This is a genomic window from Microbacterium sp. (assembly GCF_039812165.1).
Classification (GTDB): domain Bacteria; phylum Actinomycetota; class Actinomycetes; order Actinomycetales; family Microbacteriaceae; genus Microbacterium.
In genome coordinates this window covers 22,577-49,545 of record NZ_JBDIAB010000004.1, presented here as the reverse complement: position 1 = coordinate 49,545, position 26,969 = coordinate 22,577, and the positions used below count along the sequence as shown (strand labels likewise).

The 26,969-nt window shown below is 70.7% G+C and carries 30 protein-coding genes; 12 read left to right on the top strand and 18 right to left on the bottom strand.

What is annotated here, in order from left to right:
- Window positions 1-436 precede the first annotated feature (436 nt).
- The 3 genes from WML84_RS01055 to WML84_RS01045 are packed head-to-tail and all read right to left on the bottom strand — an operon-like array spanning window position 437 to window position 1,901.
- Window positions 437-784 carry a helix-turn-helix transcriptional regulator gene (locus WML84_RS01055; protein ID WP_347344301.1) on the bottom strand — a complete coding sequence of 116 codons (348 nt, stop codon included), beginning with the start codon at window positions 782-784 and terminating at the stop codon, window positions 437-439.
- A complete protein-coding gene (locus tag WML84_RS01050) occupies window positions 781-1,029 on the bottom strand; it encodes a tyrosine-type recombinase/integrase (protein ID WP_347344300.1) in 249 nt (82 codons plus the stop codon). The genes WML84_RS01055 and WML84_RS01050 overlap by 4 nt, the downstream gene beginning before the upstream one ends.
- Window positions 945-1,901 carry a site-specific integrase gene (locus tag WML84_RS01045; RefSeq protein ID WP_347344299.1) on the bottom strand — a complete coding sequence of 319 codons (957 nt, stop codon included), beginning with the start codon at window positions 1,899-1,901 and terminating at the stop codon, window positions 945-947. The genes WML84_RS01050 and WML84_RS01045 overlap by 85 nt, the downstream gene beginning before the upstream one ends.
- A gap of 536 nt (window positions 1,902-2,437) precedes the next feature.
- On the opposite strand from WML84_RS01045, the gene WML84_RS01040 reads away from it, so the two are divergent.
- Both WML84_RS01040 and WML84_RS01035 read left to right on the top strand, forming a co-directional pair.
- Window positions 2,438-2,716 (top strand): type II toxin-antitoxin system Phd/YefM family antitoxin, encoded by a 279-nt coding sequence (locus tag WML84_RS01040; RefSeq protein WP_347344298.1) that lies wholly within the window; start codon window positions 2,438-2,440, stop codon window positions 2,714-2,716.
- Window positions 2,713-2,979, top strand: a complete 267-nt coding sequence (locus tag WML84_RS01035; RefSeq protein WP_347344297.1) for a type II toxin-antitoxin system RelE/ParE family toxin — start codon at window positions 2,713-2,715, stop codon at window positions 2,977-2,979. The genes WML84_RS01040 and WML84_RS01035 overlap by 4 nt, the downstream gene beginning before the upstream one ends.
- A 568-nt stretch (window positions 2,980-3,547) precedes the next feature.
- On the opposite strand, the gene WML84_RS01030 is transcribed toward WML84_RS01035, so the two are convergent.
- From WML84_RS01030 to WML84_RS01015, 4 genes are all read right to left on the bottom strand, one after another.
- Window positions 3,548-3,946, bottom strand: coding sequence for a type II toxin-antitoxin system VapC family toxin (locus WML84_RS01030; RefSeq protein ID WP_347344296.1), 399 nt, complete (start codon window positions 3,944-3,946; stop codon window positions 3,548-3,550).
- Complete coding sequence (locus WML84_RS01025; RefSeq protein WP_347344295.1) at window positions 3,946-4,200, bottom strand: type II toxin-antitoxin system VapB family antitoxin; 255 nt, start codon at window positions 4,198-4,200, stop codon at window positions 3,946-3,948. Before WML84_RS01025 ends, WML84_RS01030 begins: the two co-directional genes overlap by 1 nt.
- 60 nt (window positions 4,201-4,260) lie before the next feature.
- Window positions 4,261-5,157, bottom strand: a complete 897-nt coding sequence (locus WML84_RS01020) for a hypothetical protein (RefSeq protein WP_347344294.1) — start codon at window positions 5,155-5,157, stop codon at window positions 4,261-4,263.
- Between the two features lie 82 nt (window positions 5,158-5,239).
- A complete protein-coding gene (locus tag WML84_RS01015; protein WP_347344293.1) occupies window positions 5,240-5,989 on the bottom strand; it encodes an SDR family oxidoreductase in 750 nt (249 codons plus the stop codon).
- A 196-nt stretch (window positions 5,990-6,185) separates the two neighbouring features.
- Between WML84_RS01015 and WML84_RS01010 the strand changes: the two genes are divergently transcribed.
- Both WML84_RS01010 and WML84_RS01005 read left to right on the top strand, forming a co-directional pair.
- A complete protein-coding gene (locus WML84_RS01010; RefSeq protein ID WP_347344292.1) occupies window positions 6,186-7,121 on the top strand; it encodes an AEC family transporter in 936 nt (311 codons plus the stop codon).
- Between the two features lie 96 nt (window positions 7,122-7,217).
- On the top strand, window positions 7,218-7,766 hold the full coding sequence (locus WML84_RS01005) for a DUF308 domain-containing protein (RefSeq protein ID WP_347344291.1): 549 nt from the start codon (window positions 7,218-7,220) through the stop codon (window positions 7,764-7,766).
- 72 nt (window positions 7,767-7,838) lie between these two features.
- On the opposite strand, the gene WML84_RS01000 is transcribed toward WML84_RS01005, so the two are convergent.
- A complete protein-coding gene (locus WML84_RS01000; RefSeq protein ID WP_347344290.1) occupies window positions 7,839-8,603 on the bottom strand; it encodes an SDR family oxidoreductase in 765 nt (254 codons plus the stop codon).
- Window positions 8,604-8,742: 139 nt separating this feature from the next.
- Here WML84_RS01000 and WML84_RS00995 point away from each other — a divergent pair, with 139 nt between their 5' ends.
- The 7 genes from WML84_RS00995 to WML84_RS00965 all read left to right on the top strand — a co-directional run bounded on the left by WML84_RS00995 (window position 8,743) and on the right by WML84_RS00965 (window position 14,917).
- Window positions 8,743-9,216, top strand: coding sequence for an NfeD family protein (locus WML84_RS00995; protein WP_347344289.1), 474 nt, complete (start codon window positions 8,743-8,745; stop codon window positions 9,214-9,216).
- Window positions 9,209-10,165, top strand: coding sequence for an SPFH domain-containing protein (locus tag WML84_RS00990; RefSeq protein WP_347344288.1), 957 nt, complete (start codon window positions 9,209-9,211; stop codon window positions 10,163-10,165). The genes WML84_RS00995 and WML84_RS00990 overlap by 8 nt, the downstream gene beginning before the upstream one ends.
- The gene (locus WML84_RS00985; protein WP_347344287.1) at window positions 10,162-10,935 is read left to right on the top strand and encodes a glycerophosphodiester phosphodiesterase family protein; all 774 of its coding nucleotides are present in this window, start codon (window positions 10,162-10,164) and stop codon (window positions 10,933-10,935) included. Before WML84_RS00990 ends, WML84_RS00985 begins: the two co-directional genes overlap by 4 nt.
- Window positions 10,936-11,086: 151 nt before the next feature.
- A complete protein-coding gene (locus WML84_RS00980) occupies window positions 11,087-11,458 on the top strand; it encodes an RNA polymerase-binding protein RbpA (RefSeq protein WP_347344286.1) in 372 nt (123 codons plus the stop codon).
- Between the two features lie 233 nt (window positions 11,459-11,691).
- Window positions 11,692-11,997, top strand: a complete 306-nt coding sequence (locus WML84_RS00975; protein ID WP_347344285.1) for a DUF4242 domain-containing protein — start codon at window positions 11,692-11,694, stop codon at window positions 11,995-11,997.
- Window positions 11,994-12,245 (top strand): hypothetical protein, encoded by a 252-nt coding sequence (locus tag WML84_RS00970; RefSeq protein WP_347344284.1) that lies wholly within the window; start codon window positions 11,994-11,996, stop codon window positions 12,243-12,245. Before WML84_RS00975 ends, WML84_RS00970 begins: the two co-directional genes overlap by 4 nt.
- A 107-nt stretch (window positions 12,246-12,352) precedes the next feature.
- Window positions 12,353-14,917: a LuxR C-terminal-related transcriptional regulator gene (locus WML84_RS00965; RefSeq protein ID WP_347344283.1), complete on the top strand. Its 2,565-nt coding sequence runs from the start codon at window positions 12,353-12,355 to the stop codon at window positions 14,915-14,917.
- Here the strand turns inward: WML84_RS00965 and lnt are convergent.
- The 9 genes from lnt to WML84_RS00920 form a co-directional block, all read right to left on the bottom strand.
- On the bottom strand, window positions 14,850-16,451 hold the full coding sequence (gene lnt, locus WML84_RS00960; protein WP_347344282.1) for an apolipoprotein N-acyltransferase: 1,602 nt from the start codon (window positions 16,449-16,451) through the stop codon (window positions 14,850-14,852). The genes WML84_RS00965 and lnt overlap by 68 nt on opposite strands.
- A gap of 265 nt (window positions 16,452-16,716) precedes the next feature.
- A complete protein-coding gene (locus WML84_RS00955) occupies window positions 16,717-19,242 on the bottom strand; it encodes a DEAD/DEAH box helicase (RefSeq protein ID WP_347344281.1) in 2,526 nt (841 codons plus the stop codon).
- Window positions 19,239-20,000, bottom strand: coding sequence for a twin-arginine translocase subunit TatC (gene tatC / locus WML84_RS00950; protein ID WP_347344304.1), 762 nt, complete (start codon window positions 19,998-20,000; stop codon window positions 19,239-19,241). The genes WML84_RS00955 and tatC overlap by 4 nt, the downstream gene beginning before the upstream one ends.
- A gap of 65 nt (window positions 20,001-20,065) precedes the next feature.
- Window positions 20,066-20,320 (bottom strand): twin-arginine translocase TatA/TatE family subunit, encoded by a 255-nt coding sequence (locus tag WML84_RS00945; RefSeq protein ID WP_347344280.1) that lies wholly within the window; start codon window positions 20,318-20,320, stop codon window positions 20,066-20,068.
- A 79-nt stretch (window positions 20,321-20,399) separates the two neighbouring features.
- Entirely contained in the window at window positions 20,400-21,359 is a 960-nt protein-coding gene (locus WML84_RS00940) for a WYL domain-containing protein (RefSeq protein ID WP_347344279.1), read from the bottom strand.
- On the bottom strand, window positions 21,356-22,354 hold the full coding sequence (locus WML84_RS00935; RefSeq protein WP_347344278.1) for a WYL domain-containing protein: 999 nt from the start codon (window positions 22,352-22,354) through the stop codon (window positions 21,356-21,358). Before WML84_RS00935 ends, WML84_RS00940 begins: the two co-directional genes overlap by 4 nt.
- A 54-nt stretch (window positions 22,355-22,408) precedes the next feature.
- A complete protein-coding gene (locus WML84_RS00930) occupies window positions 22,409-23,368 on the bottom strand; it encodes an FKBP-type peptidyl-prolyl cis-trans isomerase (protein WP_347344277.1) in 960 nt (319 codons plus the stop codon).
- 4 nt (window positions 23,369-23,372) lie between these two features.
- The gene (locus WML84_RS00925; protein WP_347344276.1) at window positions 23,373-24,392 is read right to left on the bottom strand and encodes a tRNA (adenine-N1)-methyltransferase; all 1,020 of its coding nucleotides are present in this window, start codon (window positions 24,390-24,392) and stop codon (window positions 23,373-23,375) included.
- Complete coding sequence (locus WML84_RS00920; RefSeq protein ID WP_347344275.1) at window positions 24,389-25,069, bottom strand: HAD family phosphatase; 681 nt, start codon at window positions 25,067-25,069, stop codon at window positions 24,389-24,391. Before WML84_RS00920 ends, WML84_RS00925 begins: the two co-directional genes overlap by 4 nt.
- Window positions 25,070-25,172: 103 nt before the next feature.
- On the opposite strand from WML84_RS00920, the gene WML84_RS00915 reads away from it, so the two are divergent.
- Window positions 25,173-26,027, top strand: a complete 855-nt coding sequence (locus WML84_RS00915; RefSeq protein ID WP_347344274.1) for a PAC2 family protein — start codon at window positions 25,173-25,175, stop codon at window positions 26,025-26,027.
- A gap of 55 nt (window positions 26,028-26,082) precedes the next feature.
- On the opposite strand, the gene WML84_RS00910 is transcribed toward WML84_RS00915, so the two are convergent.
- On the bottom strand, window positions 26,083-26,916 hold the full coding sequence (locus tag WML84_RS00910) for an undecaprenyl-diphosphate phosphatase (protein ID WP_347344273.1): 834 nt from the start codon (window positions 26,914-26,916) through the stop codon (window positions 26,083-26,085).
- Window positions 26,917-26,969: the final 53 nt, after the last annotated feature.

Here is a 26,969-nt window from a genome sequence, read left to right as displayed (position 1 = left end):
TCGGGGCGCTGGCAGACGCATCCAATTCATTGCGCTGCGGGGGCGATCCGTCGTGGCGAGTTCTCGGATCAGGCGATGTAGCCGCAGATCAGGCGGGTCGTTGGGCTTGAGGATCGCCGTGAGGTCTGCCGTGATGATGCATGGTGCGCATTGCCCGCGGCGCAGGCGCTCAGCTTCTGTCCCGCAAGTGTCGCAGGTTAGGTTCGTGCGGATGTTGGCGCAGTCCCGACAGATGGATTCTCCTGACGGAGAGCGGCCCGGGAGCATTCGGGTCTCGCTGCAATGTGCGCAGATGCCGTAGGTGTTGACCGCGGTGGTGAAGCAGGGTCCGCAGATGGCGCCGTCGGGCCAGCGGGTCCGGATCTTTGGGACTAGATTCTCGCAGCGGTCGCAGCGCAGGGTCCCGGTGCTGCGTGGGCGGCCGCGTCTCCGCAGCTCAGTCATCGTCTCCCGACCTGTCGACCTGGGCTCGAACCGGTCTGTATGCGTCGATAAGCGGGATCTCAGAAGCGGACCCTGCGACCTTGCGAGGCCGCTGGGCGCGGGTGTCGGTTGCGGTGTAGGTGACGAGGTCGTTGACCTCGACTTGGAAGATGTCGGCGAGGGCGACGAGCACCTTGAAGGCGATCCGCTCGGGGTCCTGGGCGACGATGCGGTAGATCTGGGATTCGGAGAGGGTGATCCCGCGGTCGCGGAGTGGCTGAACAAGGTCGCGGCTGTTGCGCATCCCCGTTCGTGCCATCAGCTCACGAACGTGCCAGTGATATTCCACTTCGCGTCTCATCGAGACTCCTTCGTGTCGGGGGAGGGGAGTGTTGCTCCGCTTCGTTCCAGTGTTGCGGAGAGGACTCGTTGAAGTTCGCGTGACCGGTAGTCCGGTGCGGCGATGGTGTAGATGCCGGTGGTCGACGCATGTTCGTGTCCGAGTTGCATCTGGACGAAGCTCACGTCAAACCCGAGTTCGGTCTGCAGGTGGGTGGCATAGGAGCGACGAAGGGAGTGGATATCCAGCCCGGGAGGGAATCCCAACTCGTCGAGGAGCGAGTGAAACTGCGTCGAAGTGCGGCGTTATCGATCATCGTTCCGTTGTCCGTGGGGAACAGGGGAGAGGCGCGGTGGCCGCCGAAGCGAGGGAGTCCGACGCGAGCCCAGTGATCGAGCACGTCGACGGACCAATCGAACACCGTCAGAACGGTGCGCTGCTTCGGCGGGGAACCCTTCTTGGCTTTCCCGTGGCGAACGCGCAGCAGCCCCCATTCGCCATAAGCCGGCGTCCGGACATGGCGGGAGAAATCGGCAGGAATCAGGTGGCGAACCTCGTTGAACCGAAGGCCCCATCCATAGAGGGTCTTGAACACCACGGCATCCCGCCAAGCGGCCAAGGCACCCTTCCGACCGGAGTTGAGTATCCGCTCCGGTTCGAGATCGGCGAGGTCGAAGAACTCCTGAAGTTCCCGAGTGTTGAACGGCCGTTTCGAACCTTCGCCTGTCTCGTCCGTGTGCGTCGAGCGGTTGAACTCTGTAACGACCTGGGAGAACACGGTGCCGAAGAGCTGGCCGCACCGCTCGTTCCAGTCGTATGTGGGAGCAGTCGCGTACTCGAGGAACAACTTGACGTCGGTCTGGTAGGCCCGGACCGTGTTGTGCGCGAGATTATCGACGCCGCGCAGGTGGGAGAAGAAGTCATCGGCATCGCCCGGGAGCCATTCCCACGGGTGCTTGCCGACGAAAGACGCCATCCGCAACACCGAGCGCGTGCGCCGCTTGGTTGTCTCAAGGCTGAAGTTCTGAGCGAGTTGCTGACGCTTCCACCCTGTGAGGACGTCGCTGAGAAACTCGTCGGGATCAGCGGCGGCCACCGCTGTGGGGAGGTAGCTCACCCGGCCAATCTTGTCGCTCACGCGTCGATCCTCACGACTGCAAATATTGCAGACAGAGAGCAAAACATGCAAGAACTCGTGTCAGAATCACCGGTCAGCCACGGAATCGGGGCGACAGATGTTCGGCCCCTGCGGCTCGACGGCGATCGTCGTGAGATCAGGTGAAACATCCCGATCACGTCTAGTTTCCTTGCCGTGCAGCGTAGGTGTATCAGGGGAGGACTATCTGCAGATCATGCGAATAGTCCTCTTACGATCTGACATAATGTGCATTATCGGCCAACGGGGAACGCTTCTGTCTACCGACGCGTCACAACCGTCCCGTCGCGGTGATCGTCGACGTCGTCGACTTCCAGCGCCTGTGCGATCTGGCGGAAGACGCGGAGGATGCTGCGGCCGCCGCTCGCCGCGAGATCGAAGAGACCGGTGAACTGTCCGTGCCGTGAGAGGAAGTCAGGGCCGAGTTCGGGCTCGCGTGACCTGCGAGGGCTTGGTCGCGAATGCTCGCGGCCATGCGGCCGTCTTGACTAGACTAGAATTCGGACCATAATAGGTATATGCAGACGCTCCCCATCTCGTCGGTCAAGGCTCGCCTCAGCGAGCTCGTAGACGCGGCCGCCAAGACGCGTGATGAGATCGCAATCACCGTCAACGGGTCGCCGGCGGCCATGCTCGTCGGGATCGATGAGTGGGAGGAGTTGCAGGAGCGGATCTACTGGCTGGGCCAGGGCTCGGATCTCACCGCCGACATCAACGCGGCTCGTGAGGAGGTCGCCTCGGGTGGCGGCTTCACCGAGAACGAGATCCGGGATCGCTTCGGCGTCACCAAGCGATGACCTACGAGGTCGTCTTTGCCTCCACGGCAGTGCGAGACCTCGAGCGGATCCCGTCGCGGATCGTTCCGGCCATCGTGGAGTTCGTATACGGCGAGCTCGCGCGAAACCCCCAGAGGGTCGGCAAGCGCCTCGAACGAGAGCTCGCCGGACTCTACAGCGCTCGACGTGGGCCGTACCGCATTCTCTATGAGATCGAGGACGAGGAAGTCCGCGTCATCGTGATCCATGTCGACCATCGAGCGGACATCTACCGGCGACGATGAGCGCCCGCGCGGGCAGTCCTTTCGTCCTTCAGCATCGCGTACAGCGCCGTGTCGGCCAGCTCGTCGCTGCGCGGCTCGCTCGCAGCGAAGAGGCCTTCGCGTCGCATCCGGAGGTGCTCCATCGCGCGTGCGGAACCGCGGTTCTGCGCGTCGGCACGTCCCACGACGCGATGAGGCCGAACCCCTCGAATGCGGCGGCGAGCAGCCCCTGGCGATCTCGAGTGAGTAGCCGAGCCCGCTCGTGGCCGGATAGAGGAACATCCCGATCTCGCCTTCTCGTCCATCTGCCGAGCGGACGAGAACGGCATCGCCGATCAACAGACCCGAAGATCTCTCGTCTATCCCGTAGAAGCGACGATGGCCGGGCCGATCGAAAGTCCATTCCGGAGAGCGCTCCGCGAACCAGTCACGGAACCCCCGGTCCCATCGGTGGATGGTTCAGGTAGCGGGATGCCCGTGCGTCAGATCGGTACGCGACCACTCTGGTCTCGTCATCCTCGCGAAGACGACGCAGCCTCAGCCTGCAGGTCACGATCTCGCCGTCGCTCATCATCGGCCGTCACGTCGCTCACAGAGCCGAGGCGACGTCGGTGCGGGCGAAGTCGTCACCTTTGTAGAGCAGAGGGACCCCCAGATGCCTCGACAGCGCGTACGCGAAGCAGTCTCCGAAGTTCAGACCGGCCTCGTGTCTCCCCTTGCCGAACCGTTGCCATGCGGCGACCGCCAGATCGGCCTGCTCCTCATCCACGGCGACGATCTGCGCCGAGATCCGTGTCAGGAGCACATCGAGGTCTCGAGCTGCTTCGGAGCCTTGACGACTGCGGACGACGATACGAGCTTCGACGACCGTCGCTGCGCTGACGCTGACGTCACCGGCATGGGCGGCGAGAACCGAGGCATACGCCCTCGCATCGGTCTCGCCGAAGACGACGGCCGCGAGCGCGGACGTGTCGACCACGACCGCCATCAGGACGGAAGCCCGTTCTCGTCGTAGCCGATGATCGTCTCAGCAGACCTCTCATCGATCATGCGACGGCTTCGCCCGCGCGCGACGATCGCCTCGAGCTCGTCACGAACAGCGTGCTCGGCCGCGCTCGCGCGTACCCGCCGCAGACGCTGTTCCATGGCCACGCGCGCCGCAACGGTGATGCTCTCCCCCGTCGCCGCAGCCAGTTCACGGGCGATGCGATCGGTCTCGGGATCCTTGATGTTCAGCGCCACAGTCTGATTCTACCTCGCTAGGAAGAAAGAGACGAGATGAGGAGGATCGTGCGCACTACCTCAGGGCTGGGCGACCTCGCACCGGGACGTGATCTTCATGTGTATGAGACCGTCGATCGACGTGGAGTCACGAATAGCCATCCGTTCGATGGGAAGGGAGTCGATCGGGTTGCCATCGCCGTCGCGAACCGGACCGACCGCTGCGGCCAGCGACACCCCCACCATCTCTCGGATGCTCGACTGCATGTCCCGCACGTCGTGCAAGGGAGCCGTGGGCGACGGTGGCTGCGGCTGTGGCGTCCGTGCGTGCGTGCTGATGCCGCATGCGAATGTCCGGTCGTTCAGCTTCGGAAGGGTGAAGTCAGGGGCACCATCGGTGGGCACCGGCGCACCCGAGCGGTCGAAGCGGACGTTGTACCAGACCCGAAGAGTCTCGCCGTCGTCGACCACGGCATACGCGCCGTCGTCGAACGGGGTGTACCCGTCGTCGCCGCTGACCCACTCGACGGCCGTGACGAGGATGCCATCCGTTCGGTACACGGTTCCCGAGGCGACGTGCAGGAGAGCCATCTCCTTCACGACGTAGCCGGTCTCGCATCCCGCGCTGACAAGGGGGACAACCGTGGGCGAGGGCGTGATCAACCACCCGAACGCGGCCACAGAAGATGCCACGATGGCCGCGAGGCGAGCGGGGACGAGGAGAACGAGCCACGGCCGGGTCACCGGAACGAGACACAGCCCCAGGGTGAGGCACGCGAGCGCAACGATGACCGCGAGGCTTGCCATCCGCGCGGACCCGAAGGTCCCGATCAACACCGACACCTCGCGATCGGATGTCGCGGAGATCACGAACAACGTCACGATGACCACGAGTGCGAGAGTGAGCACCGCGCCGGCGAGCAGGAGAATCCGCCTCCGCACGCGAGGCGAGCGCGGGACGACGCCGTTACCGCTCACGACCAGCACTGGGGCTCAACACGAGGCAAGCCTACGAGGCGACGCGACAGCACCCGCCGGGTGATGCTCTCCCCCGTCGCCGTCAGAGCGAGAAGCCGCCGTCGCTCTTGATGAGCTGACCGGTCACCCACGAGCCGTCCTCCGACACGAGGAAGCGCACGAGCCGTGCGATGTCGGCCGGCGTTCCGAGCCGTCCCGTGGGCTGGCGCGCGAGGCCCGACGCGCGGATCCCGTCGTCCATCCAGCCGGTGTCGATCGGGCCCGGGTTGACGCTGTTGGCACGGATGCCGAGATGGCCGAGCTCCCCCGCGGCGGCCACGACGATGCGGTCGAGCGCGCCCTTGCTCGCGCCGTACGGCAGGTTGTGGATCACGTGGTCGCTCGTGAGGGCGACGACGGCGCCGCCGGACGGCCCGACCTGGTTCGCGAACGCGCGGATCAGCAGCCACGCGGCCCGCGCGTTCACCGCGAAGTGCCGGTCGAACGCCTCCGGCGTGGTGTCGAGGATCGACGAGTCGATCGAGTGCGAGTGCGACAGCACGAGGGCGTCCAGTGCACCGAGGCGCTCGGCCACCTCGTCGACGACCCGCGCGGGCGTCTCGACGTCGCTGAGATCGGCGTCGACGACGTGGACCTCGGCGCCGCGCTCGCGGAGCTCCGTCACCAGCTCCGACAGCTCCCCCGACGGCGTGCCGAACACCTCCCGGTCGTAGGCCGGCAGCGTCACGAGCCCGAGGTCCCAGCCCGACTCGGCGAGCCCGCGCGCGATGCCGTGCGCGATGCTGCCGGCGCGCCCGGCGCCGGTGAGGAGACAGACCTTGCGTTGCGGCATCCCGCCATCGTGCCGGTCTCGACGGCGGTCAGCAAATCCGCTCCTGGTAAAACGCCGACGCGCGCGCTCCTCGGCCCGGCGGTGCGGTCCGGCGCGTAAAATCGAAGCGCGGAGATCACCTCCTCTCGCGCCCGGCGGTCGTGTCCCCCTCCCCCCTCCCCCGGAGCGGCCGTCGGGCGCCACTACTGTCGAAACCATGCTCACGACGCTCACCGGATTCGCCGTCGTGGGCCTGGCCATCGCCGTGGGCTATCTGATCGGGCGCATCGACCTCCTGGGCCCCCAGGGGCGTCCGGTGCTCGCGCGGCTGACGTTCTTCGTCCTCTCCCCGTTCCTGCTGTTCGTCGTGCTCGCGCAGGCCGACGTCCACCTGCTGTTCTCCGCGCTGCTCCCGGTGTCGGCGGTCGCCGCCGTCACGGTCTTCGTCGTCTACGCGGCGATCGCACGGCTGGTGTGGCGCCGCTCCGTCGGCGAGACCCTGATCGGCACGCTGTCGGCGGGGCAGGTGAACTCGAACAACATCGGCATCCCGCTCTCGCTCTACCTGCTCGGCAGCGCGGCGTATCCCGCACCCGTGATCCTGCTCCAGCTGCTCGCGTTCACGCCGCTCACGATGGCGGTCTTCGAGGCGATCTCGACGGGACAGCGCCGGGTCGTCCCCATCGTCCGCCGCACGCTCACCAACCCGATCGTCGTCGGCTCCGTGCTGGGGGTGCTGGTCTCGGTCACCGGCATCCGCCTGCCGCCGATCGTGTTCGAGCCGGCGAGCCTCATCGCCGACGCGTGCGTGCCGGTGCTGCTCATGAGCTACGGCATGTCGCTGCACGGGCAGCGGATCCTGGGCGCGTCCGGGCGGCGGCGCGACATCGTGCTGGCCAGCGCGCTCAAGCTCTTCGCGATGCCCCTCGTCGCGTGGGCGGCGGGGCGCTTCCTCTTCCAGCTCTCCCCCGCCGACGTGCTCGTCGTCACGGTCCTCGCGGCGCTCCCCACCGCGCAGAACGTGTTCAACTATGCGCAGCGGTACGACGTGGGCGAGACGATCGCGCGCGACACGGTGTTCCTCACGACCGTCGGATGCGTGCCCGTGATCCTGCTGATCATGGCGCTCCTGGGTTCGTCGGCCGCGGCATAACGCTTTCGAAACGTCGCGCGCCGTCCGTCTCGGCGTGAGACGCCGGAGTTACCCTGAATCCAGGTCTATTCAGCAAACTCTCAGAAAGGACACTCCATGTCCGGATTCGCAGCCGAGAAAGCGGCGGTCAACGGCATCCGCACCGCCCTCGGGATCGGCGGCGTCCTGTCCGTCATCCTCGGCATCCTGATCCTCGTGTGGCCCGCGCGCACCGCGTTCGTGGCCGTCTTCATCGTCGCGACCTACGCGATCGCCGCCGGCGTCATCTATGCCGGGCTCGGCATCTTCTCGAAGAGCAAGGGCGGCTGGTCGCGCGTCGGGCACATCGTGCTCGGCCTGCTGTTCGTCGTCGCCGGCGTCGTCGCCTACGCGAACCTGCCCGCCGCGACCGCGTGGTTCGGCGTCTTCGTCGGCGTCATGGTCGGCGTGATGTGGATCGTCGAGGGCGTCGTCTCGCTGTCGACGCTCGCCGATGCCGTCTCGAAGGGCTGGACGGTCTTCTACGCGATCCTGTCGATCATCGCCGGCCTCACGCTGCTGTTCTCGCCCCTGTGGGGTGCCGCCGTGCTCTGGTGGCTGCTCGGCATCTCCGCCCTGGTGCTCGGCGTCATCCAGATCGTGCGCGCCTTCACGTTCGGCAAGTAGCCGCCCGCGCGACGAGAAGAGCGGATGCCACGAAGCCCGGCCCGGTGGCATCCGCTCTTCTCGTCGGTGGTGCTACTCCCCCGCGAACGAGCCGGTGTCGCCCACCAGGCGGGTGTTGTCGTCGGGAACCGGGTCGACGGCGGCCTGGGCCACCTCGGCCGCGAACTCGGCCACGTTGTAGAGCTTGCCCGCCTCTTCGCGGCGCGACGCGATCGCACCCGGGTTGACGCGCTCGAGGAGCGTCGCGGTGATCGTGCCCTCGATCATGTCGCCCGAGACGACGACGAAGCCGATCCCGCGCTCGGTGAGCTCGGGGATGCGCTCGCGCAGGGCGTCCTCGCCGGCGCGCTTGGAGAGGGCGACCGGGACGTACGCGTCCATCGTCGGGGTCGTGCGGATGAAGTGCGCCTGGTGGCTCGTGACGAACACGACGCGCGACCCGTCGCGCAGGAGCGGCAGCGCGGTCTCGAGGACGTTCACCTGCGCATCGCGGTTGAGCTTGAGGGCGTAGTCCTCGGCCATGCCGCCCTCCATGCCGCCGGACGCGTTGAGCACGAGGATGTCGAGGCCGCCGAAGGCGTCCTCGACGGCGCGGAACATCGCCTGCACCGACTCGGGGTCGGTGAGGTCGGCCCCCACCACGAGCGCCTCGACGCCCAGCTCGCGCAGCTCGGCGGCGAGCTTCTCGGCGCGCGGGGCCTTGTTGCGGAAGTTGATGACGACGTTGGCGCCGGCCTGGGCGAGGTAGCGCACGGTGTCGGCGCCGATGCCGCGCGAGGAGCCCGTGACGAGCGCGGTCTTTCCGCTGAGCGAACCGGCAGGGAGAAGCTGGGACATCGGTGGGTGCTCCTGAGGCGTCGGGGAGGGACGCGACGTGCACGGCGTCCTGGATTCGACCCTATCGGACGGCCGGCGCGGGACGCCCTGCGCGGCACGGATGTTAGTGTTCGAGAACAGACCCGCGGAAGGAGTCGTCGTGCTGCCGGACCTGACGCAGTATCTGTGGATCGCCTGGCTGGTCCTCGCACTGCTGTTCGTCATCATCGAGCTGCTCACGCTCGAGTTCACCTTCCTCATGCTCGCCGCGGGCACGCTCGTCGGCGGTCTGGGAGTGAACCTGCTGGGCGGTCCGTGGTGGCTCCAGGTCCTCGCCGCGGCCGCCGTCGCGGCCCTGCTGCTGTTCACGATCCGTCCGCTGCTGCTGCGCGCCCTGCACCGCAGCAGCAGGCCGGTCCCGACGAACGTCGACGCGCTCTACGGCCTCGGCGCCCGTGTGGTGGCGCCGTTCGTCGACGGCGCGGGGTCGGTCAAGCTCGACAACGGCGAGACCTGGACCGCGCGCCTCGTGGGCGATGGCGCGGGCGTCGACGTGGGCGCGCGGGTCGTGGTGCAGGCGGTGCGCGGTGCGACCGTCGACGTCGTCGTGGAAAGGAAAGCCGACAGTGATTGACATCGGGGCCTTCACCGGCCAGATCTTCATCATCGTCCTGCTGGTGGTCATCGCGATCTTCGTGGTGGTCGTGATCTTCCGGTCGATCCGGATCATCCCGCAGGCCTACACCGGCGTCGTGGAGCGGCTCGGCCGCTACCAGCGCACGCTGAGCCCGGGGCTGAACATCCTGGTGCCGTTCATCGACCGGCTCCGCCCCCTCGTCGACATGCGCGAGCAGGTCGTCTCGTTCCCGCCCCAGCCGGTCATCACCGAGGACAACCTCGTGGTCTCGATCGACACGGTCGTCTACTTCCAGGTGACCGATGCGCGCGCCGCGACGTACGAGATCGCGAACTACCTCGGCGCGGTGGAGCAGCTGACGACCACGACGCTCCGCAACGTCGTCGGCGGGCTCAACCTCGAAGAGGCGCTCACGAGCCGCGACGAGATCAACGGCCAGCTGCGCATCGTCCTGGACGAGGCGACCGGCAAGTGGGGCATCCGCGTCTCGCGCGTCGAGCTGAAGGCGATCGACCCGCCGCACTCCATCCAGGACTCGATGGAGAAGCAGATGCGCGCCGAGCGCGACCGCCGCGCCGTCATCCTCACCGCCGAGGGCTCGAAGCAGTCGCAGATCCTCGAGGCCGAGGGCCGTCGTCAGGCCGACATCCTGCGCGCCGAGGGCGAGAAGCAGGCCGCGATCCTGAAGGCGGAGGGCGAGGCGACCGCGATCCAGACGGTGTTCGACGCGATCCACGCCGGCAAGCCCGACGAGAAGCTGCTCGCCTATCAGTACCTCCTGACGCTGCCGAAGATCAGCGAGAGCGCGTCGAGCAAACTGTGGATCATCCCGAGCGAGTTCACCGAGGCGATGAAGGGCCTGAGCGCCGGCTTCGCGGCGAAGCTGCCGGATGCCGTGCCGTCCGCCGCCCCCGAGCCGCCCGCGCCTCCCGCCGGCCGAGAGTGACCCATCCCTGGTTCTCGGCGTCCGCGGCCCCGCGGGTGCTCGCGCACCGCGGCTTCGTGCCCCGCGACGCCGACGGCATCGTCGAGAACTCGCTCGCCGCGTTCGCGGCCGCGCACGCGGCGGGCGCGTCGTACGTCGAGTCGGACTGCCACCTGACCGCCGACGGCGAGGTCGTCCTCGTCCACGACGCCGACCTCTCGCGCGTGCTCGGCGACCCGCGTCCGGTGTCGGACGTGCGCGCGATCGAGCTGGAGCGGATCATGGCCGACCGCGGCGGGCTCGTCACGCTGCGGCAGGTGTTCTCCTCGTTCCCGACCTTGAGGTTCAACCTCGACGTGAAGGTTCCGGATGCCGCGGTGTCGGTCGGCCGCACCGTGGCGCGCCACGCCGACCGCGTGCTCATCACGAGCTTCTCCGACGAGCGCCGTCGCACGGCCCTGGAGGCCGCGTGGGCCGTCGGCGGCGACCCGGCGACCTCCGCCGGGACGGCGACGACGGTCAGGGTGCTCGCCGCGGTCGCGACGCGCTCGAGCCGCCTGGTCGGGCTCGCGCTGGAGGGCGTGCACGCCCTCCAGGTGCCCGAGCGCCATCGCGGCGTGCGGATCGTGACGCCTCGGCTCGTCGAGGCCGTCCACCGCCACGGCGTGGAGGTGCACGTGTGGACCGTGAACGAGCCCGCCGACATGCATCGCCTGCTCGATCTGGGGGTCGACGGGCTGGTGACCGACCGCACGGATCTGGCGCTCGCGACGCTCCGTGCCCGCCGCTGAAAACCCGCGTGTTTCCGGTATCCGAGGCGCCACGCCGGGTGCTTCCCGCCGGCGCTGAGGATCGGCTGTGAAAGGCCGCTCCGAAGGCCCGGTTCGGATGATGTGCACAGGTCTCGGCGTTATACCTGAGGACTGACGAGAGGACCACACAATGGCAGACCGCAATCTGCGCGGCATCCGACTCGGCGCTTCGAGCCTACAGAGCGAAGAAGGCGTCGTCTTCCACGAGCGCACCAAGCACACCTACGTCTGCACGCAGTGCGGACGCGAGAACGTCCTGACCTTCGCGGTCGACGCCGAGGTCCCCGAGGCATGGGAGTGCCGCACGTGCGGCGCCGAGGCCGTGCTCCGCGTCGGCGACGGCGTCGTCGAGGTGGACCACTCCGGCGACAAGGCCCCGCGCACGCACTGGGACATGCTGCTCGAGCGCCGCACCATCCCCGAGCTCGAGGAGCTCCTCGAGGAGCGGCTCGAGCTGCTGCGCTCTCGTCGCGGGGGCGACTCCAACATCTCCGCCGCGTAAGCGGTCCTACGACATCGACTCGGCGGTGCCGGCCCCTCGGGGCCCGGCACCGCCGTTTGGCGTGCGCGGCGAGCGGATGCCAGGCCCACCGCGACGAGCGCGAGCAGGCTCCCAGAACATGGGGAACGCGCGAGCGAAACGTGGGGAACTCCTCCCGATGCGAGCGGCGACAGGTGTCGGCGATGGTTGTCACGCGACGGCAGAGAGCCGCCCACGACAAAGGAGACACCATCATGGACATCCAGGCCACCGGCATGAAGACCTTCCTCATCGAGCGGGAGGTCCCCGGCGCCGCCGGTCTCACGCACGTCGAGCTCGCGGACATCTCGCGGACCTCGAACCGCGCCGTCGAGTCGCTCGGCATCCCGTACACGTGGATCGTCACGTACGTCGCGGGCGACAAGCTGTACTGCATCCACCGCACCGAGGACGCCGAGGCCGTCCGCGAGCACGCGCGTCGCGGCGGGTTCCCCGCGGACCTCGTCGTCGAGGTCGTGGCGGAGTTCGGCCCGCACACCGCGGACGAGGTCGCGGCATGAGCAGCCTGCAGATCTCGCCCGTCTTCTCGACGCCGGCCGCCCAGGTCGAGCACGCGGCGACGAGCGTGCCCCGGCTGCTCCGGGCGATCGCCCGTGCCGCCCGCGCCTTCGCGGCCGACCACCGTCGCCCGACGGCGCGGCCGGCGACGCACGAGGAGGTCGCCCTGCATCGCGAGGCCCGGCGCCAGGCGTCGCTCCTCCGCGCTGACACCGTGCGCGACGGCATCCTGCTCGGCCGGCCGCTCTGACCGGGCGGCACCGGCTTCCCGCCCGCTCGGACATCCGCACTCCCCACGCCGGTCGGTTCGCGGGCTCCCGCCGACACCGCGCGGAGCCGCGCTCCTAAGCTGTGCGTATGCGGTTGTTCGAGCGGGCGCCGGAGCTGGCCCGACTGCGACACGAACTGGGGCTGATCGGTGACTCCGGCCGTGTCGTCACGGTCGTCGGCGACGCCGGCGCCGGCAAGTCCAGCCTCGTCCGAGCCGCCACGAGCGGGCGAGACGACCTGCGCATCGTGCGGGGGCTCTGCGATCCGCTCACCACTCCGCGACCGCTCGGTCCGATCCGAGAGCTCGTGGCCGACAGCGGCTCACCGATGCGCATCGACGATCAGCCCGGAGCGGGTGGGCTCGCCGAGACCGCAAGCGCGTTCGTCGCCGCGATGGCGACGGAGCCCACGGTCCTGGTCGTCGAGGACGCGCAGTGGATCGACGCCGCGTCGATCGAGGTGCTCCGCTACCTCGTGCGGCGGATCGACGGCCTGCCGCTCCTGCTGATCGTGACCTGCCGGAGCACGTCGCTCGGCCTCGGGCATCCGACGCTGGCTCTCATCGGCGAGATCGCCCGGCTGGAGGGCTCCGTCACGATCGAGCTGAGTCCGCTGTCGCCGGATGCCGTCGCCGACATGCTCGCGGGCACGTCGCTCGATCCCGCGCGCGTGCACGCCGTGAGCGGCGGCAATCCCTTCTACGTGAGCGAGATCGCGCGTCACCCCGGCGAGTCGCTGCCGCGCACGGTGCGCGCCGCCGTGCTCGCCAGCGCGGCGGCGCTCGAGAGCGCCGATCTCGAGATCCTCCAGCTCGCGGCCACGGCGCCCGACGCACTCGACGACCGGCTGCTGCCCGAGCTCGGAGTGGACCTTCCCACCCTGAGACGACTGGAGGGCACGGAGCTCCTCGTGCGCGGTCGCCGCGGCATCCGCTTCCGTCACGAACTGGCCCGCCAGGCGGTCGCCGGCTCGGTGTCGCGGTCCGTCGCCCCTGTCCTGCACAGGCGTCTGCTCGACGCGCTCGAAGCGACCGGCTCCCACGACTTCGCGCTGCTCGCTCATCACGCGGAAGGCGCAGCGGACGCGGCACGCACGCGTCGCTACGCGGCGCTGGCCGCGCAGGAGGCCGTGCGGACCGGCTCGCACACGGAGGCGGTCGCCTTCCTCATGCGCGCGGTCGCCCATCCCGGCGACGACGCAGCCGAGCACGCGGCGCTGCTCGAACAGCTGAGCACCGAGCAGTACATGGTGAGCAGCCTGGCGGAGTCGATCGCGTCGATCGACGCGGCGCTCCGCCTCCGCGAGCAGCTGCACGACGCCGACGGGGCGGCCTCCGCTCACGACCGGCGCGCTGTCATCGAGTACTACTCCGCACGACGGCACGCGGCCGAGCAGCACGTCGCGCTCGCCGCCGGCGTCGCTGCGGGCACCGACGCGCGCGACGCGGCGCGGGCGCTGCAGGCCTATCTCGCCTATCGGCGCAGCGACGTCGTGGCGGCGCGCCGCATCCTGCACGAGCTGGACGATGCCCCTCCCGGGGAACGGGGCGACCTGACCCGGCTGCGCATCGGCGTCACGGCCGCGGCGGCCGATCTGGTCAGCGGCAGCGAATCCGGGCGCGCAGCCCTCCTCGCGCACGCTGCGACGGCCTTCGAGCGTGCACTGGACGAGCTCGGCACCACCGCCTACTCCAACCTGTCGGCGATCGACATCGAGCACCGTCGCCTGCGCGAGGCGGAGGGCGAGCTCGCGTTCTCGCTGCCGCTGACGATCGAGCGCGACATCCCGATCTGCTACCAGTGGCAGACCGGTCAGCGTGCCCGGCTCCATCTGATGCGGGGACGCTGGACGGCGGCGGACGAGGACGCCGGAACCGTCCTGCGCGAGCACGGCGCGCCGCTCGCCTCGGTCCATCCCCACCTCGTGCTCGCCCAGCTCGACATCAGGCACGGCACGGGCGAGGCCGACGCCGCGGGCCACCTCGATGCGGCCTGGGCGCTCGCGCACGAGCTCGACGAGCCGCTCTTCATCCTCGCGGCCGCCGCGGTCGTCGCCGAGCGGGTGTGGCACACGGGCGTCGACGATGCGCGGCTGAGCGGGGTGTCGGGGCTGATGAGCGAGGCGGCCGCGCTGCCGGGCACTCGCTGGGCCGTCGGCGACCTCGCCGTGTGGCTCCGTCGACTGGGCCAGGCCGTGCCCGCCGTACCGGTGGCCGAGCCGTACGAGCTGGAGCTCGCCGGCCGTGCGGCCGGGGCCTCAGACGCGTGGGCGGCGATCGGCGCGCCGTTCGAGTCGGCGCTCGCCGCGGTCTTCGACGACGACGCGGGCGTCGCCGGTGCCGGTCTGCTGGCGTTGGAGGATCTCGGCGTGACGGCGACGGTCGCGCGTGCCCGCCGTGCGCTGGTGGAGCGCGGTGTCGTCCGGCCTCTCACGGTGCGTCGCAGCACGCGCTCGAATCCGTCCGGGCTCACGAACCGGCAGCTCGACGTCGCACGGCTGGTCGCACAGGGGCTGACGAACGCGGAGCTCGCTCGCGCCCTGTTCATCTCGACGAAGACCGTCGACCATCACGTCTCCGCGATCCTCACGAAGCTCGGCGTCGCGAACCGCCGTGACGTGATACGGCGGGCCCGGTCGCTCGGACTCGTCTGAGCGCCAGGCCCACCGCGACGAGCGCGAGCAGGCTCCCCCACCCCAGCACCGCGTCGATCGCGGTGCCGAGGACGACGGCGGGGGTCAGGCCGGTGCGCAGCGGCACGTCCTCGAGCAGCGCCCCGGCGGTGTCGACCGGGAGGCCGGCGATCTCGGAGCCGTCCGGTGCGATGATCTGGCTCGTGCCGACGGTCGACAGGTTCACGACGGCGCGTCCGGTCTCGATGGCCCGCACGCGCGCGAACGCGAGCTGCTGCAGGTTCTCGTCGGTGCCGCGGAAGTCCGCGTTGTTCGTCTGGAACATGAACACCTCGGCGCCGCCGCGCGCGCCGTCGCGGATCACGTCGTCATAGATGACGTCGAAGCAGATCGCGAGGCCCACCGCGACGCCGCCCACGTCGAACACCGGCGAGGCGGTGCCCGGGCTGTACTCGCGCTGGATGAGCCCGATGAGATCGGGCGCGAAGAAGTTGTAGAGCCAGCGGTCGGGCACGTATTCGCCGAAGGGCACGGGATGCCGTTTGTCGTACGTCTGCGCCGGGTCGTCGCCATCCGCCTTCCACAGCAGGGCCGAGTTGAAGTACTGCTCGCCGCGCTGCGTGACGGCGCTGACCAGGAGCGGTGCGTCGACCCGCCACGCGAGGAGGTCCAGCGTGCGCGCGGTGGAGACGTCGCGCGTGGGGTCGGTGTCCATGCCGCCCTCGGGCCACAGCAGCACGTCGAGCTCCTCGCCGATGAGCGGCGCGGTCGCCTCGAGCTGGGCGTTCATGACGTCGTCCCGGTCGCGCTCGTCGAAGTAGCCCGCGGGGCCGTTGCCCTGCACGGCGCCGACGCGGATCGTGCCGGCATCCGTCGTCGGGAACGCCGGCACTGCGACCAGCACCACGACGACCGCCGCGACGGGAAGCGCGGCGCGCACGCGATGGACCCGCACGACGCGCACGTACTCGATCGCCATCGCGCACGCCAGGACGACGACGAAGCCGAGGCCGGCGACGCCGATCCACGACACGAGCCCGATGAGCGGCCCGTTCGCCTGGCTGATGCCGACGCGACCCCACGGGAAGCCGCCGTAGGGGAACGTGCCGAGCAGCAGTTCGCGCGCGGTCCACAGGCCGGCCACGAGCACGGGCAGGGCGACGAGCCGAGCCCACCGGCCGGGCAGCACGCGGGGCATCCAGCGGTAGGCGAGTGCGATCGGCACCGCTGCGAGGGCGGTGAGGATCGCCTCCAACACCGACAGCGCGAGCCACGGCACCGGACCCAGATAGCGCGCGGTGAACGAGACGTTCACGAGGAAGAACACGAGGCCGAACGCGAAGCCGACCAGGAGCGCCCCGCGGACGCGCCGCCCGATGAGGGTCAGGAGCGCGAGCGGGATCGCGACGAAGGCCATCGGCCACCAGCTGATCGCCGGGAACGCGAGCGTCAGGAGCCAGCCGGCGATCCCCGCGGCGACGACCGCCGCCCACAGCGGCAGCGGCGGGCGGGACGGATCGGGCACGCGAACGAGCCTATGCGGTCCGCCGGGCATGGCGGCTACCCCGCCGGATCAGGAGATCTGACCGGAACAGGACGTTTCCGGGCGGATCGTCCTGTGCCCGCCAGATCTCCTGATCCGGCGACGGGATGCCGCGGGGCGGCGGACGTCGGGGCGACGGGGTACCGCGGCCGCCCGGCATCCGTGGTCGGAGAGGTGGCATCGCCCGGATCAGGAGATCTGACCGGAACAGGACGTTTCCGGGCGGATCGTCCTGTGCCCGCCAGATCTCCTGATCCGGCGACGGGATGCCGGGGGGTCACGAGACCGAGGAGTATGCCACGATGCCGCGGCGGACCGCCTCCAGCGCGCGACGCGCGGTCACCGCGACCTCGGGTGCGGCCACGAGCGAGAGCTGGTCGAGCAGGTCGATCGTCTGCTTCGTCCAGCGCACGAAGTCGCCGGCGGCGAGATCGGCCTCGTCGAGCACGTGGTCGAGCGCGGCTCCCCGCGCCCACGCGTGCATCGCCCGCGCGAGCCCCGTGGCTACGGGCTCCGAGCCGGGCAGGCGGTGGTCTCGCTCCAGGTCGTCGAGCACGGCCCACAGGTCCTGCGTGCGCGTGAGCGCGTCGCGGAACGGCCCGCGCGGCAGGCCCCGCTCCCCCGGCCCCGTCTCGTCGCGACGCGGCTCGTAGACCAGGCAGCACGCGAGCGCCGCGAGCGCGGGCGCGTCGAGGTCGTTCCACGCCCCGCGCCGCAGCGACTCGGCGACGAGCAGGTCGCGCTCGCCGTAGATGCGCTGCATCGTCGCGCCCGCCGCGGTCACGGTCGTCGTGCCGTCGCCGTCGACCTCGACGTAGCCGAGCGCCGCGAGCACGTCCACGACGCGATCGAAGACGCGCGCGACGGTGCCGGTGCGCGTCTCGATCTGGTGGCGGAGCTTGTCGGTCGAGCGCCGCAGCTTCCAGTACCGCTCCGCCCAGCGCGCGTGGCTCTCGCGATCGGGACAGTCGTGACAGGCGTGACGCTGCAGCCGTCGGCGCAGCGACTGGATCTCGTGCTGGCGCTCCTGACGGAGCTTGGCGGATGCCGTGCGGTCGGCGCGGTTGAGCTTCTCGAGGTCGCTCAGCTCGCGGCGCAGGCGCGAGTAGTCGGCGAAGTCGCCGCGGTCGCACGTCATGGCCTTCTCGTAGCCGGCGAGCGAGGCCTCGGCATCCTTCACCCGCCGCGCGAGCCCCACGACGGCGCGGTCGGCCTGGAACTGCGCGAACGACGACTCGAGGATCTCCCTCGCCCGCTCGCGGCCGAACCGGTCGATGAGGTTGACCGCCATGTTGTAGGTGGGGCGGAAGCTGGAGTTCAGCGGATACGTGCGGCGCGAGGCGAGCGCGGCGACCGCCTGGGGGTCGAGCCCCTCGGTCCACTGGATGACGGCGTGGCCCTCGACGTCGATGCCGCGGCGGCCCGCCCGCCCGGTGAGCTGCGTGTACTCGCCCGCGGTGATCGCGACGCGCGCCTCGCCGTTGAACTTCTCGAGCTTCTCGAGCACGACCGTGCGCGCGGGCATGTTGATGCCGAGGGCGAGCGTCTCGGTCGCGAACACGACCTTCACGAGCTTGCGCTGGAACAGCTCCTCGACGACCTCCTTGAACGCCGGCAGCAGGCCCGCGTGGTGCGCGGCGACGCCGCGCTCGAGGTTCTCGCGCCATTCCCAATAGCCGAGCACGGCGAGGTCCTCGTCGCGCAGCGTGCGGGTGCGCTCCTCGACGAGCTCGCGGATCTCCGTCCGCTCCTCGGCCGTGGTGAGCCGCACGCCGGCGCGGCGCACCTGCTGCACGGCGGCGTCGCAGCCGACGCGGCTGAAGATGAAGAAGATCGCCGGCAGCAGGGTGACCCGGTCGAGGAGCTCCACGACGTCGGGTCGGTCGAGCCGCTCGATGCGGCGCACGTTCGACGGGCGCACCGGCCGCTTGCCGCCGCGGTTCGGGCGCTTGTGCGTGCCCTCGTAGCCGCCCCCTCCGGCGTAGCGGGCGCGCTCGCCGCGGTCGCCGCTGCGGTACTGCTGCGCACGGCGGTTGTTCTCGAACGTCGGGCCCTTCACCGACCGGATGCGCATGAGCTCCTGGTTCACCTGCGCGGTGGCGACGCCGGCGCGATCGTCGAACAGCGGCAGCAGGTCGCCGCGCACGAGCACGTGCTGCTCCAGCGGCACCGGGCGGATCTCCGACACGATCACCTCGGTGTCGCCGCGCACGGTGCCGAGCCAGTCGCCGAACTCCTCCGCGTTCGACACCGTGGCCGACAGCGACACGAGCCGCACGTGGGCGGGGAGGTGGATGATGACCTCCTCCCACACCGCGCCGCGGAACCGGTCGGCGAGGTAGTGCACCTCGTCCATGATCACGAACCGCAGGTCGCGCAGCGCCGCCGAGTCGGCGTAGAGCATGTTGCGGAGCACCTCGGTGGTCATCACGACGATCCGCGCGTCGCCGTTCACGGTGACGTCGCCGGTGAGCAGGCCCACCTCGTCGGGGCCGTACACGTCGACGAGCTCGCGGTACTTCTGGTTCGACAGCGCCTTCATGGGCGTCGTGTAGAACGCCTTGTCACCGCGGCCGCCGACGGCGGGCTCGTGCATCGCGAGGTGGATCGCGAACTCGCCCACGATCGTCTTGCCGGCCCCGGTGGGGGCGGCGACCAGCACGCTCCGCCCCTCCTCGAGCGCGTGGCAGGCGGCGAGCTGGAACGGATCGAGGTCGAAGCGCTGCAGGTCCGCGAACCCGGCGGTGAGCGGATGCCGTCTGCTCTCGGCGGCGCGCGCGTACCGTTCCGCGGGGTCGGTCACGGCGAGACCTCGGGCGGCAGGAGCGTGCGCTCCCGCTTGGCGCGGCGCCGGTCGAACAGCATCGAGAGCCCGGCGGCGGCGAAGAACAGCACCACCAGGATGCCGGCGAGGATCAGCATGCTGACGACGTCGGCGGCGGGGGTCGCGAGGCCGGCGAAGACCGCCGCGATGAGAATGGCGACGCGCCACCCCTTGAGGATGTCCTTGCCGGTCATGACGCCGGCGAGGTTGAGCGCGACGAGGAACACCGGCAGGACGAACGAGACGCCGACCACGATGATGAGCTTGAAGACGAAGTCGTAGTAGTACTTGCCCTCGTAGTAGTTCGCCGCGCTCTCGGGCGAGAACGTGGCCATGATCTCGACGACGTGCGGCATGACGAGCCAGCCGACGAAGCAGCCGCCGAAGAAGAGCGGGATCGCGGCGGCGACGAAGCCGACCGTGTACTGGATCTCCTTGCGGGTGAGTCCGGGCACGAGGAACGCCCACAGCTGCCACAGCCAGACGGGCGCCGAGAGGATGATGCCGACGACGAAGGAGATGCGCAGCCGCATGTCGAACGGACCGGTGATGGTCGAGTACATGAGCTTGACGGCCGCTTCCTCCCCGCGCCGCTCGGCGACCATGCGGATCGGCTCGGTCATCGCCCAGATGATCCAGTCGGTCAGGAAGAACGCGACCACCATCGCGACGACGAGCCCGATGGCGGAGATGACGAAACGTCGCCGGAACTCACGCAGGTGCCCGGCGAGGGACATGCGCTTGTCCCGGCGCGGGACACCGTCCTCGTCCACGCGAGGATGCTCGGCCGTGGCCACGGAGGCTACGGCTTGGGATCAGCGATGCCGCTCGGTCCGGCTGCGGGGTCGGCGGGAGGCGTCGGCTCGGCGGCGGAGGCGGCGACCGTGCCTCCGGCGGCGGGCGCATCGTCGTCCTTCATGGCCTTCATCTCGCCCTTGAAGATGCGAGCGGACTGACCCATGCTCTTGGCCAGCGCGGGGAGCTTGGCGGCACCGAACAGCAGCAGGATGACGATGAGCAGGATCCACAGGTGCGGACCGGCGAACAGGTTACCCATAACATCCCCTTGTCGAGAGCTTGACCGACAGTCTACCCACGGCGTCTATGAACGCGGCCAGCGATCTCGGTGAGTGCGATCAGCGGTACTGGTCGAGTCCCGCCTCGGCCCACGCCGCGGCCGCGCGGCGTGCGGCATCCGGTGAGAGGATCTCGACGTCGCCGCCGCGGCGCGCCGCGAGCCGCTTGAGGCTGCGCGCGTCGGCGACGCGCAGCCGCGCGACGCTGTGGTCGCCCGCGGTCGACACCGTCGCACGGTCGAGGTACTCGCCCAGGAGCGGCGCCACCGCCGCGCGGAAGCGCAGCTCGGCCACCACGTCGGTGTCGCTCGGCTCGAACAGCTCGGGCACGCGCTCGCCGCCGTGCGCGACCGGGATGCCGGTGAGCACGAGCTCGCTCACGCGCTCGAGGTGGAAGGTGCGCATCGCCTCGCGCAGGTGGCACCACCCCTGCAGGTACCACTGGCCGCCGGCGATGTGCACCTTGACCGGGTCGACCGTGCGCGTGGTGGGCGCGGCATCCGGAGCCCGATAGGTGAACGAGACGGCGACGCCGCGCGCGAGGGCCTCGGCGACGGTGACCCGCACGTCGTCGACGGCGTCGGGCGCGACGATGACGTCCGCCGGCGCGCTCGACGCGCCGCGGGCGAGCTTGGCGAGCAGGCCCTGCACGACGCCGCTGTCTCCGACGCCGGGGAGGCTCGCGGCCAGCTGCAGGCCCGCGAGCAGGGCCGCCGCCTCGCGGGCGGTGAGCCGCGGCGCGCGCTCGAGCCCGACGGCGTTGGTGATGACGATGAGGTCCTGCTGGTCGAGCAGGTCCCAGTCGATGTCGAAGAGGTCGTTGGCCATCTGCCAGAACCCGCCCTCGCCGGGAAGGCCGATGACCGTGAGCTTCTCGACCATGCCGCGCAGCTGCTCGGGCGTCACGTCGAACTCGTCCGCGGCCTCGGCGACCGAGACCTCGCCCTTGCCGATGAGGTACGGGACGAGCTGCAGGATGAGCGCGGCCCGGTCGGTCGCGAGCAGCGGCTGCGCGCTCATCGCTCGGCTCCGTCGCGGTGGCGGGCGAGCGTCGCCTCGAGGCGCGCGATCACGCGGTCGCGGAGGTCGGCGGGCTCGACTACGCGCACCTCGGGGCCGTACGAGGCTAGCTCGTCGGCAAGGATGTGCACGTCGACGTAGGGGACGTGGATGCCCTGGCCCGCCGGGATCGCGCGGCGGCTCAGCCGCAGCGCCGCCTCGGTGCCGGGGGCGACCTCGAGGAGCGCGCGCTGGCGCGCCGCGACCTCCGCCAGGCCCGCGAGGGCCCGCTCCCCCGCCCCTTCGCGCTCGGCGAGGTCGAACGAGGCCCGGGTCACCTGCACGTCCGAGCAGATGCGCGTGAGGAGGAAGGTGCGCTCGGCGCCGCGGCCGAGGTCGAAGCCGTAGACGTGCCAACGGGCCTCGTAGTCGACGAGGGCCAGGGGGCGGATGCGGCGGCGGAGCGCGGCGGCATCCCCCGGCTTCAGGTAGTCGAACTCGACGACCCGGCCCTGCTCGATCGCGCGCTGCAGGGGCGCGAACGCGGGCTCGCGCAGGCTGATGCGGGGCGAGTAGCCGATGATCGGCTCGTCGACCTCGATGCCGAGGGCGCGGATCTTGCGCAGGCCCGTGCGCGCCGGAGCCGACATCGAGCTCTCGCTCCAGACGCCCCCGGCGAGGTTCAGGAGGGCGAGCTCGGCCGGCGTGAAGGCGATGTCGACCGGCAGCTCGTACTCGGCGGTGGGCACGCGGTAGCGCGCCTCGCGCAGGTCGTCGGGGTCGGCGTGGTCGCCGATCGTCTCGATGGGGACGCCGAGGCCGCGCAGGTTCTCCTTGTCGCGCTCGAACATCTTCTCCAGCGCGTCCTTCGACGCCCCGGCCTCGTTCTGCTCGCGGTAGCCCGAGACCGACGTGAGGATCGTCTCCTTGGTCAGCCCCTGCTCGGTCGCCATGAGCGCCACGACGAGGTTGACGAGGCGCTCCTCGGGCGCGATGCGCGCGGCTTCGGTGACCACGCGACCCATCCTAGGTGCGTGGATCGAAGGTGGGCGGGAGGCCGGCGGTCGGGGTCAGCGCGCTTCGTCGGTGCCGAGGATGTCGATCACGAACACGAGCGTCGTCCCGCCGGGGACGGGACCCTGGCCCGCGTCGCCGTAGGCGAGGTCGGGCGGGATGACGGCGAGCACCTGCGAGCCCACGGTCTGGCCCTTCAGCGCCTCGGCGAACCCGGGCACGACCGACGCGAGCTCCATCGACGTCGACTCGCCGCGCTCCCACGAGCTGTCGAAGACCGTGCGGTCGGCCCACGTGAGGCCGGTGTAGTGGATGCGCACCGGCGCGTCGCCGGTGACGGTCTCGCCGTCGCCCTTCTTGAGGACCTGCACGACGAGCTCGTCCGGCGGAGCGGCATCCGGAATCACGACGCCCGGACGGCCGTCGGGCGCGAGCACGACCGTCGGCATGCCCGGCCGGTCGTTGAACCGCGGCGCGCCGTTCGCGGCGGCCAGGTACACGCGGTTCACGTCGAGGACGACGAGCGCGGGCGCGCCCTTCGCGAGCCGCAGGTTGGCGCGCATGTCGTCGGCCACCGCGTCGCCGGGGAGGAGCATCGCGACGCGCGTGCCCGGGGTCGCGCACTGCAGCGCGGCGGCGAAGCCGGGGAACGCCTCCTCCCAGCGCGTGAGCGGGAACACCGTGGGCTGCTCGGGGTCGTACGCCGAGCCGACGATCTCGTCGCCGGTGGCGGCGTCGAAGACGGTGAGCTCGAACGCGGCGTCCTGCCGCATCGAGGTGATCGGCAGCCCCTCGCCCTCGGTCACGTCGACGAACGAGGTCTCGTTCACGAACAGCGGGGCGGCGACCTTCACGGTCGGCTTGCCGCCGGCCTTGCCCGACACGGTGACCGCGTCGAGCGCCTGCGGATTGGCCTCGACGCGGGCGCACGAGGACGAGGTCCCCGGAGCGGAGCAGCCGACGAGGGCGAGAGCGGTCAGTCCGAGGACGGCGACGGCGGCGGGGATCCTGCGCATCGGCTCAGTCTACGTCGTCGTGCGGGGTCGTCCCGGAGCCCGCCGCGGTGCGTGCGCCCTCCGCGGCGCGCTGCGCCTCGCGCACGCGCTTGCGCAGGTTCTTGTCGGTGATCTGCCGGTCGCCGACGGCGCCCGGGGTCCACAGCTCCACGTCCTCGTCGCCGTAGCTGGGCTTCTTCAGGGCGCGGCGGCGCACGTCGGGCGGCACGGCGCCGGGGGCGAGCCGACGCGCGGTGAGGAGGAAGCCCGTGTGCGCGACCATGCGGTGGTCGGGACGCACCGCGAGGCCCTCCACGTGCCACCCGCGCACCATCGTCTCGGTCGCCTCGGCCTCGGTGAACAGTCCGGTGCCGCGGATGTACTCGGCGACGCGGCTGAGCTGGGTGGCCGTCGCGATGTAGCACAGCACCACGCCGCCGGGCGCGAGGGCCTCGGCGACGACGTCGATGCACTCCCAGGGGGCCAGCATGTCGAGCACGACGCGGTCGACGGATGCCGGGGCCGCCTCGACCGGCAGCCGCTCGGCGAGGTCGCCGACCACGACCCGCCAGGTCTCCGGCGCGTGACCCAGGAACGTGTGCACGTTGGCCTCGGCGACCTCGGCGAACTCCTCGCGCCGCTCGAACGACACCAGGCTCCCGGACGGTCCGATCGCGCGCAGGAGCCACAGCGACAGCGCTCCCGAGCCCACGCCGGCCTCGACCACCGTGGCGCCGGGGAAGACGTCGGCCGCGGCGAGGATCTGCGCGGCGTCCTTGGGATAGACGATCGCGGCCCCCCGCGGCATCGACATCACGAAGTCGCGCAGGAGCGGACGGAGGGCGAGGTACTCGTTGCCGCCGCTGTTGGTGACGACCGAGCCGTCCGGCTGTCCCACGACGTCGGCGTGGCGGAGCACGCCGTGGTGGGTGTGCAGCTCGCCGCCCTCGCGCAGGGTGACCGTGTGCAGGCGTCCCTTCGGGCCGGTCAGCTGCACGCGGTCGCCGTAGCGGAAGGGGCCGCGCGGCAGGAGGTCGGCGTTCATGCGACGTGTCCGTGACGGTGCCGCGCGAACGCCGCGGCGATGTCGTCCGTCGTGCGGCCCTCGAGCGTCGGCCAGAGCTCGTGGGCGCCCGCGCCCGCGAGCGACACCATGAGCGGCACGCCGATCGTGACCGCGCCCGACGCGACGGCCGCGCGGAGGCCGTTCGGCGAGTCCTCGATGGCCACGGCATCCGTCGCCGCCACCCCCAGCGCGTCGCACGCCTGCAGGTAGGGGTCGGGGTACGGCTTGGGGCGCGTCGCGTCGTCGCCCGCGACGATGACGTCGAACGCCTCGAACGGGATCTGGTCGACGACGGTCTCTGCCATGCGCCGCATCGACATCGTGACGAGCCCGGTCTTCACCCCCGCCGCGCGCAGGTCGGCGAGGAGCTCGCGGGCGCCGGGGCGGAACGGGTTGCCCTGTTCGGCGAGCTGCGCCATGACCCGTGCGGTCAGGACGTCGACGATGTCGTCGATCTGCATGCGCACGCCGGCGTCCTGCAGGATGCGGGCGGAGTCCTCGAGCCCGAGGCCGACGAGGCCGAGGGCCTGCTCGTGCGACCACGTGCCGCCGTAGCTCTCGATGAGCGGGCCCTCGGCGGCCATCCAGAACGGCTCGGTGTCGACGAGGGTGCCGTCCATGTCCCACAGGACGGCGGCCGGAAGCGCTGAGGTCACCGGTCCATGCTACCGACGGGCCGTCGGCGCGCCCTCGCCCGCGCGCCCCCTGTCGGGCCCCGGGCGTATCGTGGATACACGTCAGACCGAGGAGAGGAGCCGGGTGGACACTCTGGGACGACGTGTGCTCGTGGCCGCGTTCGACGGCTGGAACGACGCGGGCGAGGCGGCGTCGGCCGCCGCGGCGCAGCTGCGTTCGACCGATCGGTATGAGCGCGTCTTCGCCGTCGACCCCGAGCTGTACTTCGACTACCAGTACACGCGGCCGCAGCTGACGCTCGACGCCGACGGCCGGCGCACGCTCACGTGGCCGGATGCCACGCTGTGGCGTCCCGCGCGGGCGTCGCGGGGCACGCGCCTGTGGGTGCTGAGCGGCGTCGAGCCGGCGCGCTCGTGGCAGGCGTTCGCCGCCGAGGTCATCGACGCCGCGCTCAGCGAGGACATCACCGGGCTCGTCGCGATCGGGTCGATGATGTCGGACGTGCCGCACACGCGCCCGATCTCGGTGCACGCCGGCAGCGACAACGAGGGCATCCGCACCGCCCTCGACCTCGAGCGCTCGACGTACGAGGGTCCGGTCGGGATCCTGAGCGTCCTCACCGCCGCGGCGGAGGAGGTCGGCATCCCGACCGCCTCGCTGTGGGCGAGCGTGCCGCACTACGTCGCCGGCCACACCCCGTCGCCGAAGGCGACCCTCGCGCTCCTCGACCGGCTCGAGGACATCACCGGCGCGGAGGTGCCGCGCGGCGACCTCGCCGGCGAGGCGGTCGCGTGGGAGGCGTCGATCGACGCCGCCGCGGCCGACGACGAGGAGATGACCGAGTACATCCACCAGCTCGAGCGCACGCGCGACGCGTGGGACTCCCCCGAGGCCTCCGGCGACGCGATCGCGCAGGAGTTCGAGCGGTACCTGCGCCGGCGCGACGGCAAGCCCGGCCGCGACGACCCGCGCCGCTGACGGCCGCCGTCGTGTCGGCGGGGCGACGCCGTCCGGGTCGGTCGAACCGCGCGCGTCAGTACGGCTGCAGCACGCCGGCCAGGAGCAGCACGATCAGCAGCACGCCGAGCGCCAGCCGGTACAGCACGAACGGCAGGAAGCTGCCGCGCTTGAGGTACCGCATGAGGAACGCGATGACGGCCAGGCCCACGCCGAACGCGACGACGGTGGCCGCCGCGGTCTCGCCGAGGCTGAAGACGGCGGCTCCCGGCTCCTTGATCGCCTGGTAGAGCTCGTAGAGGCCGCTGCCGAACACCGCGGGCACCGCGAGGAGGAACGCGTACTCGGCGGCGGCGGGCCGTGAGTAGCCGAGCGCGAGGCCCATCGTGGTCGTGGCGCCCGAGCGCGACACGCCGGGGATGAGGGCGAGCGCCTGCGCGAACCCGAGCGCGAGGCCGTGCGGGTAGGTGAGGTCGGACAGCTCGCGCGTGCGGCGCCCGAGCGCGTCGGCCGCGCCCAGCAGCAGGCCGAACACGATGAGCACGATCGCGACGAGCCAGAGGTTGCGGAACGTGTCGCGGATGACGTCCTGGAAGAGGAAGCCGAGCGCACCGATGGGGAGCGAGCCGATGATGATGAGCCAGCCCATGCGCGCATCGGGGTCGTTGCGCGGCACGCGGCCCGACAGCGACTGCGCCCAGCGGGCGATGATCCGCACGATCGTGTTCCAGAAGTAGACGAGCACGGCCAGCTCCGTGCCGATCTGGGTGATGGCGGTGAAGGTCGCCCCCGGGTCGGTCGCCGACGGCAGGAACTCCCCCACGATGCGCAGGTGCGCGCTGGAGGAGATCGGCAGGAACTCGGTCAATCCCTGGATCAGCCCGAGGATGATCGCCTCGATGAGGTGCATGGCTGCCTTTCAGCGGTCGGAATGTGCCGGGTACACGCTACCCTGCGCATCGA